The sequence below is a fragment of the Paenibacillus mucilaginosus 3016 genome, from assembly GCF_000250655.1.
Lineage (GTDB): Bacteria > Bacillota > Bacilli > Paenibacillales > NBRC-103111 > Paenibacillus_G > Paenibacillus_G mucilaginosus.
In genome coordinates this window covers 486,040-497,557 of record NC_016935.1, presented here as the reverse complement: position 1 = coordinate 497,557, position 11,518 = coordinate 486,040, and the positions used below count along the sequence as shown (strand labels likewise).

Below are 11,518 nucleotides of genomic sequence, written 5' to 3'. Positions count from 1 at the left end.
TGCCTCTAGGTTTCGAGCAGGTTCGCCTCCAGCTGCTGCCGTTCGAACTGCTCCTTGTACCAGCCGCCGCGCCGCATCAGCTCCTCGTGGGTGCCATCCTCGCTGATTCTGCCGTCCTCAAGCACCAGAATCCGGTCGGCGTGCATCACGGCCGACAACCGGTGGGTGGCGATCAGCGTCGTCCGCCCTGCTCGCTCGGCCCGCAGCGCCTCCAGAATAGCGCTCTCCGTCCGCGCATCCACGGCCGACAGGGAATCGTCGAGAATCAGAATCTCCGGGTCGGCGAGCAGGGCGCGCGCAATACTGATGCGCTGCTTCTGTCCGCCGGAGAGCATGACACCGTTCTCGCCGACAATCGTCTCGAGCCCCTGGGGCAGCATCTCGATATCGGCGGTGAATGAAGCCATCGCAATGGCCCGCGCGATCTCCTCCCCCGAAGCGTCAGGCCGGGCGAGAGCGATATTGTCCCGCACCGACTTCGAGAGAAGCAGATGCTCCTGCGGCACATAGCCGATCCAGCTCCGGATCTCGCTCACCGAGAGGTTCTCGATCCCGACGCCGGAGAACAGCACAGTCCCCGGCTCGACCGGATAGTAGCGGAGGAGCTGCTTGAGCAGGGTGCTCTTGCCGCTGCCGGTGCGCCCGACCAGTCCGAGCGTCTGGCCGCTCTCCAGCCGCACGGACACGCCGCGCAGACTATCCTGGGAGGCCCCCGGGTAGCGGAAGGTCAGATCCCGCAGTTCGATCGATTCCGGACGGTCGACCTTCACCGGCTCCTCCGGATCCTGCACTTCTGGCGTCTGCGCGAAGCTGGCGGTCACCCGGTCCACGGAGGCGGTGCCGCGCTGCAGCACGTTGATGAACTCGCCGAAGGCGATCATCGGCCAGATCAGCATGCCGAGATAAATATTGAAGGATACGAGCTGGCCCAGCGTGATTTCATGATGAAAGACGAGGTTCGCTCCGTAGCCGATCCCGATAATGAAGCTCATCCCTACGATGAGCGAGATGGCGGGATGGAACAGCGCCTGAATGGCGGCCACCCGGATATTGAGATTCATGACGTCCCTGGTCACCCGGTCAAAAGAGGCCAGGTCGTGCTCTTCCTGCACATAAGAGCGAATCACCCGCATCCCGGAGATGGACTCCAGCGCCTGGTCATTCATCCGCCCGAAGGCGGCCTGCGCCGCGATGAACCGCGACCGCGTCTGCTTGCCCAGTACGCTGATCAGCAGGGTCAGCAGCGGCAGCGGGATCAGCGCGGCCAGCATCAGCTTCCAGGAGATGAGCGAGATCATCGTGATGAGCACCACCGACGTGCCGACGATCGTATTGACAAGCGTCATCACGCCATAGCCCGCCGTCTGCCCGATCGAAGGAATATCGTTGGTGGCCAGCGCCATGAGCTCCCCGGTGCTGTTCCGGTGGAAGAAGGATGGCGACATCCGCATGAAGTGGGATACAAGGCGGCTCCGCAGCATCCGCTCCAGAAGCAGCGAATTGCCGAACAGCGTAGTAATCCAGATGTAGGTGATGATATACATGAATACGGCAAGCCCTGCGAGCAGTAGCACATGCCTCTGCAGCTGATCGCCGGTCAGCGCCCCCGTACGGATCTCATCGATCACGCTGCCGATCATCCGGGGCGGCACGATTCCCAGCACATTCACAAGCGCCATAAGCAGGACGGCACCGAGATACCAGACCCAGCGTTCGCGGAAAAACCAGGCCAAGCGGTTTACAAACGTCACGACTTTTTTCACCTCTCTGGGAGTTAACGTGGAGACAGCCTACAGGAACCCCGAACCGTCTTTTTACCATATCACTACCATACCATATTTGGATAAGGCTGCCACCAGAAAAGTTCATTGCTAACCAACCTTTCCTCCGTTTCGGTATCAACCCGAAGCCCGCCCTTGCTGCACCGCACTGCCTGTCAGTTGTCCTCCTCGAACCTATGGGCAGCCTCCCCTTGATGATTCAAACCGAATCGCGTATACTACTACAAAAGCATCCAGCCATTATGCCAATGAAGAGCATCCAACTCGGAGGCGTTGTCGTCAAGGGACTCCCGTCCCCTAAGTCAACCGGACCCGCCCGTTACCGCGGAACCAAAGTGGATCGGACTCTCAGCGTCCGGTCAAGTTGGGTGGCACCGCGAGTCCAAGCGCTCCTCGTCCCATACGGATGAGGGCGCTTTTTGTGTTTTTTGGACCAACACCCACACAAAGGAGCGGTTAAGATGCTGGACATTCATTGGATTCGGGAAAACCAAACGAAGGTGCAGGAGGCAGCCAGGCTTAAGGGCATTCCCTTGAGCGTGGAAGAGCTCCTCGCCTGCGATGACCGCTGGCGGGGGCTGCTGCAGCAGGTGGAGGAGCTCCGCCGCATCCGCAACCGGCATTCGCAGGCGATCCCCGGCTGGCTGCGGGAAGGCCGAAGGGCAGAAGCGGAGGACGCCAAGCGGGAGGTCCGCCGGGTGAACGGCGAGCTGGCTCGGCTCGAAGCGGAGCTGGACGGAGCAGAGCGGCAGCGCGCCGACCTGCTGCTGCGGGTACCGAACGTGCCTTCGGCGGACACCCCGCCGGGGCGCTCGGATGCGGACAACGTAGAGACCGGCCGCTGGGGCGAGCCGCCGCAGTTCGGCTTCGAGCCGCTGAGCCACACCGCCCTCGGGGAGCTGCACCGCATCATCGACCTCCCCCGGGGCGTCAAGCCGGCCGGCAGCCGCGGGTACTACCTGCGCGGAGCGGGAGCCCTGCTCCACCGGGCGGTGCAGCAGCTGGCGGTAGACCTGCTGCTCGCCGAGGGCTTCACGCTGCTCGAGGTGCCCCTTGCGCTCCGGCCGGAGGCGTTCCGCCATGCCGGCTTCTTCCCGCTGGGAGAAGACCAGGTGTACCGCCTTGAGGGAGAGGACCGCTATCTTGCCGGCACCTCGGAGATCCCGCTGCTGCACTATTACAGTGGAGAGACCGTGGACGTCACCCGGCCGATCCGGCTGGCGGCGGTATCGAGCTGCTTCCGCAGCGAAGCGGGCTCGGCCGGCCGGGATACGCACGGTCTGTACCGGGTGCACCAGTTCGCCAAGGTGGAGCAGGTCGTGCTCTGCGAGGCCGACCCCGGAGCCGCGGAATCCCTGCTGCAGGAGATTACGGGACATGCGCGGCGCCTGCTCCGGCTGCTTGAGCTCCCGCACCGCACGGTCGCCGTCTGCACCGGAGACATGTCGCAGAAGACGTTCAAGCAGTACGACATCGAGACCTGGATGCCAAGCCGGGCAGCTTACGGGGAGACTCACTCGTCGTCGCACCTGCTCGACTTCCAGGCCCGCCGGGCGGGCATCCGGTACAAGGACGGGGACGGCCGGCTGCGGTACTGTTATACGCTCAATAATACGGCCGTGGCTTCGCCGCGAATTCTCATTCCCCTGCTGGAGAACCACCAGCAGGAAGACGGCACGGTCCGTATCCCGGAAGCGCTGCGGCCTTATATGGGCGGCCTGGACCGGCTCGTCCCTCCCCGGGACTAAGCGCTGCCCATTCTGCTCCCATTCTATGGGAGACGCAGCTTACGCCGCCGGCCTGCCCGGGTACGCCAAGAAGCCAGTTCTCTGAGGGAGAACTGGCTTCTTTTTTTGTACCGCGCGGCCGACGGCTGCCTTATTTTCTATAGAAGCTTCTATAGGATTGGACGTCCTGTCCGCTTGCCGCCCAGCCTAGCCCAGTCCCGCCCACCAGGCCGTCAGCCATCCGGTCACCGGAACAGCAAGCGCTGCAAAGACGAGAGCCGGCAGCAGATTGGCCACATGAATCCGGCGCAGTTCCAGCAGATTGATGCCCACGCCGACGATCAGTACGCCACCCACCGCCGTCACCTGACGAATGATCTCGCCGAGCAGCACCTCGTCCAGCCCAGAGGCGATCCAGGATGCCGCCAAGGCGATCACACCTTGATACAAGAAGACCGCCAGGGCGGAGAAGGCCACCCCCACCCCCATCGTCGAAGCAAAGATAATCGACAAAAATCCGTCGAGCAGTGCTTTCGTATACAATACGACGTGATCCCCGCGCAGGCCGCTGTCCAGCGGACCGAGGACAGCCATCGCCCCGATGCAGAAGACCAGCGTCGCATTGACGAAGCCGGCGGCCAGCCGGCCTTCCTGCGATCCCGTATCCTTCCCCCGCCGGAGCCGTCTGGTGAGCGCATTCACTGCCTGTTCCAGCAGCTTGCCGAGCCGCTCCAGCCCCTGTTCCACTCCGGCCAGCTCACCCGTAATGCCCCCCAGGGTCAAACAGGCTGCCATGAGCAGAAATTGATCCGACTTCAGCGCCATTGATACTCCGAGCGCAATCAGCGCGAGACCGATCCCCTGCATGACCGTACGGCGCATGCCGTCACTCATCCGCTGCAGCAGCAGTCCGGCCAGTCCTCCGGCCACTATCGCGGCGGCGTTTACCCCTGTTCCCCATAAAGCTTCTGTCATGTCCACCGCATTCCTTTCTGTACAACGGCAACATCATACCCCGGGGGCGGCATTTTTTCAATGAAGGCGGGCATACTAACGTTCGATTCGACCACAAGGAGGGTTTTGGCAGCAATGGCAAATGATAAAAGCATGAATCCGATGTCGGGCGAAGAAGTCGAAACCGACGGCATTTATACCAACGAATGGGGCCGCGAAGAGAAGCTGAAGCGCGGCGACGAATTTCCGGCCGACCCGGTGCTCGGCAATACTGAATGGGAGCTGACTTCCCTGCCGCTCGAGAGCCAGGAAGAAGAATTCTATAAGGATACGACGGCCAACACGAAGAAGCGGTCGCATTACGATAATGATTTCGGGGCCGATCCTCTGGGCAAGGCCGGTAAATCTTAATTGTTTGCAGCTATCCCCAAAGAGCGCCCGGGTTTCCCGCTTCTGCGGTTCTCCCGGGCGCTCTTTGGCCTGCAACTGTCTGCTATGCTATTCGGCGTTCATGATCTTGATCAGGTTCGTCGAGCCTGCGCCGCCGATCGGCACCCCTGCGGAGACGATGACGAGATCTCCCGCTTCGACCAGCCCGCTCTTCTTGCCGCCGTCCACGGCGGAGAGGAACATCGCGTCGGTGGACGTTACCGGCTCGCCAAGCACCGGGGTTACGCCCCAGATGAGGCTCATCCTACGGCGGATCCGCTCGTCGGGAGCGATCGCCACGATCGGCGCCTTCGGCCGGTACTTGGATACCATCCGCGCGGTGAAGCCGGTCTCCGTCGGGGTCAGGATCGCCTTGGCATTCAGCTCCAGGGAAGAGCCTACGACCGCCTGTGAGATGACTTCCGTGACGTTCGGCGTCTGCTCCGCCGCCCGCTTCACGTAGTTGTCCCAGTACGGAAGCGTCGCTTCGGTACGCTCAGCAATAGCCGCCATCGTCTGGACGGACTCCACCGGATACTTGCCTGCCGCACTCTCGCCCGACAGCATGAGCACATCCGTTCCGTCGAGCACCGCGTTGGCCACGTCGCTTGCTTCCGCCCGTGTCGGACGCGGATTCACCTGCATGGAGTCGAGCATATGCGTCGCCGTAATGACCGGCTTGCCGGCCTGGTTGCACTTGCGGATCATGAGCTTCTGCAGGATCGGCACATCCTCCACCGGAATCTCGACCCCGAGATCGCCGCGCGCGACCATCAGGCCGTCGGACACCTCCAGGATCGCATCCAGCTCGTCCACGCCTTCCTCGTTCTCGATCTTCGAGATAATCTGGATGTGACCGGCACCAAGCTGCTCCAGCAGCTCGCGCACTTCCAGAATATCCGCCGCCCTGCGCACGAACGAAACCGCGATAATATCGAGATCCTCTTCCGCTGCAAAATGAATGTGCTGCACGTCCCGCTCCGTTACCCCGGGCAGCGACGTCTTTACGCCCGGCAGGTTGACACCTTTGCGGGGCTTGATCACGCCGCCGTTCACGATGCGGCAGTGAATCTCCGTTCCTTCCACTTCTTCGACTCGCAGCTCGATCAGGCCGTCATCGATCAGGATGCGGCTGCCCGGATGGAGATCCTGTGGCAGCTGCGCGTAAGACACCGAGATCCGCTCGGCCGTTCCTTCGATGATCTCCGTCGTCAGCGTCAGCTTCCCGTCCGTCTTCAGCTCGTACGAGCTGTCCTTCAGCTTGCCGATGCGCACTTCCGGTCCCTTGATGTCGAGCAGTACCGCCACCGCAGCCCCCAGTTCACTCGCCGCCTGCCGCACCCGGCGGATACGGGTCCGCTGCTCATCCAGATCGCCGTGCGCCATGTTCAGCCGGGCTACGTTCATGCCCGCCCGGATCATCTCTTTCAGCACTTCCAGGTTGTCGCAAGCGGGTCCGAGTGTACAGATAATCTTGGTTTTGCGCATGTGTATGTCTCTCCCTTAGCTCGATTCTTGTCGAATGGTCTCCCGTTATTGTAATCCCCTTTTCCCCAATATTCCATGAAATATAGTATGATAGATGTATTATAGTTAGATTCAGAGGATTCGCTTGGAGCTTCCCTCGTTCAAAAGGAGACCACCCCCATGCTTCAGATCGAAAATATACGCCGGGACGCCGGAACGATGCCCTGGTTCGAGGAAGTGGAACGGGAGGCCGACTCCTGGTCCTTCATCCTGATGGGCTACGGCAAATGCGTCTACTGGGTGCAGGGGGAGAAAATGCTCCTCGAGAAGGGCGATGTGCTGCTTCTCCCCCCCGGCGTTACCTACTATGGCAAAAGCATTCCGTCCCTCACCCACGAAAAATATGTGACTACCTTCTCGTCCGGAGCAGGCGGCGCCTCACCGCTCCCCCTGCTGGCTTCGGACCAGCCGCTTCGCTGGCGCTGTGCCGCCTGGGAGCTGCTGCTCGCCCGGGCCCAGACGATGGCGCAGGAATGGGCGGAAGGGGCTCCCTACGCCGGCGTCCTCTGCAGCGCGCTGCTTCTTGAGTCGCTCACCCGGCTGAACCGGGAATATGACAAAGGGCCGCACACCGCCCTGCTTCACCGGCAGGGCGAGCTCATGACGGCCTACCTGCGCAACCATTACCGCGAGAAGGTGACCAAGGAGGATCTCGCTGCCGTCATCGGCCGCAGCCCCGGGCATGCCGCCGTGCTGTTCCGCGAAGCGACCGGCCAGACGATCTCCGAATATACGCACGGGCTGCGGATGAAGACCGCCGTCTACCTGCTGCGCCACTCCGACCTGACCGTAGCGGACATCGCGGAGCAGCTCGGCTACTGCGATCCTTCGTTTTTCACCGCACCTTCAAGCGTCTTACCGGCCTGCCTCCTTCGCATTACCTCAAGGAGCGGGAAGCCCCGCTTCGTTAGCCCCTGTCTATTCCATTACCCGCCTGCCGCCCACCTGCCCGCAGAGTTTACCGGATCTTAACGTATTAAGGGCGGCAGGCAGGAGAGGGGACCTGGAACGGCAGCAGCAGCCCCACGGCAAAAAAGCCCTCCGGATTCCTTCCGAAAAGCTTCCCGTTCCAATCTATTTCATGCGGGTCACCCCAAGCGGCGTACTTCAAGCGGTCAGCCTCTCTTTGCGCCCGGACCTTTATGCGGAGCATAACGGAGCGCTTTCTTCCCCCTTGCCCGGCGATGTGTTTCGTTTTTGACAGCGACCTTTATGCGAAGCATAACGGAGCGCAAAAACGAAATCACGAGCTTCTATACATTAAACCTGTACCCCACGCCCCAGATCGTCTCGATGTACTGCGGCTTGGACGGATCGCTCTCGATTTTCTCCCGCAGCTTCGAGATATGTACGGTGACCGTCGCATTGTCGCCCATGGCATCCAGCCCCCAGATCCGCTCGAAAATCTGCTCCTTGCCGAACACCCGGTTCGGGTGCTGCACGAGGAAGACAAGCAGGTCATACTCTTTGGAGGTAAAAGCAACCTCCCTGCCGTTCACATGCACCTTGCGGGAGAGGGTATCGATGATCAGGCCGCCGACCTGCAGGCTGTCCCTTCCTCTGGACTCCCCGCTCCCCCCGCCGCCGGTCAATCGCTCGAACCGGGCCAGATGGGCCTTCACCCGGGCGACGAGCTCCCCGACGCTGAACGGCTTCATGATGTAGTCGTCGGCACCGAGGCCGAGGCCCCGGATCTTGTCTATCTCTTCCCGGCGGGCCGAAACCATCAGAATCGGGATATTCTTCGCCGCCCGGACCTGCCGGCAGATCTCGTAGCCGTCAACCCCGGGCAGCATCAGATCGAGAAGAATAAGATCGTACGGCTCAAGCAGCGCCTTCTGCAGCCCCGCCTCCCCGGTAGCCGCAATCTCGACCGCATAGCCCGAGACCTCCAGATAATCCTTCTGCACCTCCGCTATCACGCTTTCGTCTTCAATGATCAGAATCCGCTTCATCCCTTGCGCTCCTCTCCCCTATGCGGGCCACCTGACTGACGCCCTTACCATTCACGGCTCCGGCACCTCCGCGAGCAGCGGAAGCGTGATGACAATCGCCGTCCCCCGGTCCGGTCCGCTCTCCGCCCGGACACGCCCGCCGTGCTCTTCCACGATGCCCTTGACGATGGCAAGGCCCAATCCGCTGCCGCCCGTATCGGTACGCCGGGAGAGATCCGCCCGGTAGAACCGGTCGAACACCCAGGGCAGCGCCTGCGGTTCAATGCCGGGCCCGTTGTCTTCGAGCGTCAGCTCCGCCTCCCCATCTTCAGTCCTTAAGGCAATCTGCAGCTGAGCCTGCGGCTCCCTTGCATGCTTCACCGCATTATCCACGATGTTCATAAGCACCCGTCCGAGCTTCTCACGGTCCGCCTGGACCCACACCCGGGGTCCCGTTTCAACAGCCTCGAAGCGGACCTGCATCTCCCGCATCCGCGGATCCACCTTGAGCTCTTCGGCATAATCCATGAGATACGCCCGCAGCTCAAGAGGCTCGAAGTGAAAGGGAAGCCGTTTCAGGTCCAGCTTGGAGAACAGGAAGAGCTCATCGATCAGCCGGTTGAGGTGCAGCGCTTTGCTGTGGATCATGCCTACGTACTTGGCCTGCTTCTCCGGCGTATCGGCAATACCGTCCCGAAGCCCCTCCGCACAGCTTTGGATGGCGGTTATTGGGGTCTTGAGATCGTGCGAAATGTTCGTGAGCAGTTCCTTGCGGTTGTCCTCATACTGCAGCTGAGTCCGGATGGAATCGAGCAGCCGCTGCCTCATCTCCTCGAACGCCGCGCCCACTTCGCCGATCTCATCCCTGCGCCGAAGCTCCAGCGCCTCCTCCAGCCGCCCGTCCTTGATCCGCTCGGCCGCCGCCTTCAATTCGCGGAGCGGTCGGATAATGCTGCGGGAGACAAGATAGGTCAGCCCGCCGTTCGTCACCGCAAGCACGAGCAGGAGAATACCCAGCACGATGGGAAAGACCCTGCGGGTCACCATGCCGAGCGGCCGCTGATCCTCCAGCATGACCAGCACGCCGGTGCCCCCATCTCCGAACCTAAGCTCGTGCGAGAAGACATAGTAAGCCACACCGCCCAGAACGATCTCATGCTCATGACGCTCCCGCCCCGATACATCCGGAAGCGCGAGCAGCGCAGACGGGTCATCCACCCGTCCGATCGCCTGTGAAGCGAAGGTGACCTTCCCTTCCTGCAGCACCACAATGCCGGATTCCAGGCTGGCGAGCTTCTCTCCGGTCTGCTGTAGGAAATCCGGGTCCCGGAAGCGTTCGGGCTCCTCCCGGGCAAAGTACTGCAGAACCGTATACCACTCGCTTTTGCTGTCGAAATGCTCCTCCACCGCATTCTCTTCCAAGCCGATACCCGGCAGAACAAGGGACTTGAGCCCGAAGGCGTTGTTCATGACAAGAGCGGCCACCAGGACCGTTGTCAGGGCAAACAAGAGGACCGGGACGACGACCATGGCAATATTCGAAAGGATCAGCTTCATTCGGATGGACAAGGCTTTCCCGCTCCCCGCTGCTGTTAGAATGATTTTTTGTTAAAAATAGCCAAACCGCCTGTATAGGCTATTATACTATACGCCAGGAGCAGCAGGGACAGATTCCACAACCGGACGGCCGGGACCCCGTCTCCGAGCCAGAGGGCATGCCAGCCCGTGTAAGAAAAGAGGGACCACACCGACAATCCGGGAAGCAGAAGCGGAAGGAGCTTCAACGCCCCGTACAACACCAGGCAGAGCGCCAGGCCGGTCGTAGCACGCCCAGTAAGCTGTACGAGCGCCGCACCGACGGCTCCGACAGCCAGCATGGCCGCCCAAGCGGCTACGGCCGCCCGGAAAAAGGAGAGGGGATCCAGCACCGCAGGAGCACTGCCCGGCAGCAGCAGGCTGCAGAGCAAACTGACCACAGCAAGAAGCAGCAGCTGCAGACCGGTATAGACTGCGGCGGCAGCCACCTTGGCCCCATAGATCTTGGCCCGGGAGACAGGGCGAAGCAGCGTCAGCACCATCGTGCCCTCCTCCCGCTCGCCCGGAAACTGGTCGGCGGCGGTCATGAACAGGAACAGGGGCAGCACGAAGGCCGTATAGCCGCCAAGCAGTGCGAGGTAAGGATCCCCGCTGAGCAGGGCAGACAGACCGCCGCCTCCCTGCAGCCGGGACGACAAGAGCGAAAGACCGAGCGGCAGCAGCAGCGACGCCGCCAGGAACCAGCGGGTCTTGGGCTGGGCCGCGAGCCGGGCGAGCTCATTGCGCAGACTTGCGTAGAAAGCATGCATGATTTACGCCCCCTCCCTCAGCGGCCGTCCCGCCGCCGCCAGGTACATGGCCTCCAGCGAGCCATACTCCCGCAGAAGATCGGGGACCGTACCCTCAAGCACCAGGCGCCCCCCCAATAGAACACCCGCGCGGCTGCAGACCTGCTCCATCTCCCCGATCAGGTGCGAAGAGATCAGGAAGGTGACCCCTTCTTCCGCAGCCAGCTGCCGGATCACCCGGCGGATCTCCAGAATGCCCTCGATGTCCAGCCCGTTGGTCGGCTCATCGAGCAGCACGAACGCCGGCCGGGGCAGCAGGGCGGCGGCCAGGGCCAGGCGCTGCTTCATACCGAGCGAGAAGCCCCGGGTTTTCTCCCCGGCGTAAGGGCGAAGCCCTGTCAGCTCCAGCACTTCGTCCATCCGGGCTGCCGCCAAGCCCGGGTAATGGCGGCGCACCTGCTCCAGCTGCTCCCTCGCGGTAAGATAGCCGTACGTGCTGCCGGCTTCCAGCACACAGCCGACCCGCTTCATCGCCTCTTCGTACTCGTCCTCCAGGCTGTGCCCGAACCACCGGACCTGCCCGCCGGCGGCAGGGATCAAGCCGGTCACGAGCTTGAGCAGCGTCGTCTTCCCGGCCCCGTTCGGTCCGAAGAGTCCGTAGATCTCCCCTTCGCCGACCGTAAGATTCATCTCCTGAATGCCCCTGCCGCTGCGAAAAAGTTTGGTCAGCCCGCTGACCTCAAGTACGGGATCGTTCATCATCTTGGCCTCCTTATCTCATCCACTTCCATACACATGGGTTCCGAAAGCCGCCGCGGGATGGCCTGCAGTTCTCAGCCGGC

General features: G+C 62.0%; 10 protein-coding genes. 3 read left to right on the top strand and 7 right to left on the bottom strand.

Annotated elements, in window-relative coordinates:
• Positions 1-5 precede the first annotated feature (5 nt).
• The gene (locus tag PM3016_RS02220) at positions 6-1,751 is read right to left on the bottom strand and encodes an ABC transporter ATP-binding protein (protein WP_014368287.1); all 1,746 of its coding nucleotides are present in this window, start codon (positions 1,749-1,751) and stop codon (positions 6-8) included.
• A 491-nt stretch (positions 1,752-2,242) separates the two neighbouring features.
• On the opposite strand from PM3016_RS02220, the gene serS reads away from it, so the two are divergent.
• Positions 2,243-3,529 (top strand): serine--tRNA ligase, encoded by a 1,287-nt coding sequence (gene serS / locus PM3016_RS02215; RefSeq protein WP_014368286.1) that lies wholly within the window; start codon positions 2,243-2,245, stop codon positions 3,527-3,529.
• Between the two features lie 186 nt (positions 3,530-3,715).
• Here the strand turns inward: serS and PM3016_RS02210 are convergent, their stop codons facing one another.
• A complete protein-coding gene (locus PM3016_RS02210; RefSeq protein WP_014368285.1) occupies positions 3,716-4,483 on the bottom strand; it encodes a DUF554 domain-containing protein in 768 nt (255 codons plus the stop codon).
• Between the two features lie 114 nt (positions 4,484-4,597).
• Between PM3016_RS02210 and PM3016_RS02205 the strand changes: the two genes are divergently transcribed.
• Positions 4,598-4,873, top strand: coding sequence for a hypothetical protein (locus PM3016_RS02205; protein WP_014368284.1), 276 nt, complete (start codon positions 4,598-4,600; stop codon positions 4,871-4,873).
• Positions 4,874-4,960: 87 nt separating this feature from the next.
• On the opposite strand, the gene pyk is transcribed toward PM3016_RS02205, so the two are convergent.
• The gene (gene pyk / locus PM3016_RS02200; RefSeq protein ID WP_013914265.1) at positions 4,961-6,379 is read right to left on the bottom strand and encodes a pyruvate kinase; all 1,419 of its coding nucleotides are present in this window, start codon (positions 6,377-6,379) and stop codon (positions 4,961-4,963) included.
• Positions 6,380-6,538: 159 nt separating this feature from the next.
• On the opposite strand from pyk, the gene PM3016_RS02195 reads away from it, so the two are divergent.
• Entirely contained in the window at positions 6,539-7,390 is an 852-nt protein-coding gene (locus PM3016_RS02195) for a helix-turn-helix domain-containing protein (protein ID WP_014368283.1), read from the top strand.
• 281 nt (positions 7,391-7,671) lie between these two features.
• Here the strand turns inward: PM3016_RS02195 and PM3016_RS02190 are convergent, their stop codons facing one another.
• From PM3016_RS02190 to PM3016_RS02175, 4 genes are read right to left on the bottom strand one after another with little or no spacing between them, the layout of a single operon-like run.
• Positions 7,672-8,373, bottom strand: coding sequence for a response regulator transcription factor (locus PM3016_RS02190; RefSeq protein ID WP_013914262.1), 702 nt, complete (start codon positions 8,371-8,373; stop codon positions 7,672-7,674).
• Positions 8,374-8,424: 51 nt separating this feature from the next.
• Positions 8,425-9,921 (bottom strand): sensor histidine kinase, encoded by a 1,497-nt coding sequence (locus PM3016_RS02185; protein WP_014368282.1) that lies wholly within the window; start codon positions 9,919-9,921, stop codon positions 8,425-8,427.
• Positions 9,922-9,944: 23 nt separating this feature from the next.
• Positions 9,945-10,697, bottom strand: coding sequence for an ABC transporter permease subunit (locus PM3016_RS02180; RefSeq protein WP_014368281.1), 753 nt, complete (start codon positions 10,695-10,697; stop codon positions 9,945-9,947).
• Positions 10,698-10,700: 3 nt separating this feature from the next.
• On the bottom strand, positions 10,701-11,438 hold the full coding sequence (locus PM3016_RS02175; protein WP_013914259.1) for an ABC transporter ATP-binding protein: 738 nt from the start codon (positions 11,436-11,438) through the stop codon (positions 10,701-10,703).
• Positions 11,439-11,518 lie beyond the last annotated feature (80 nt).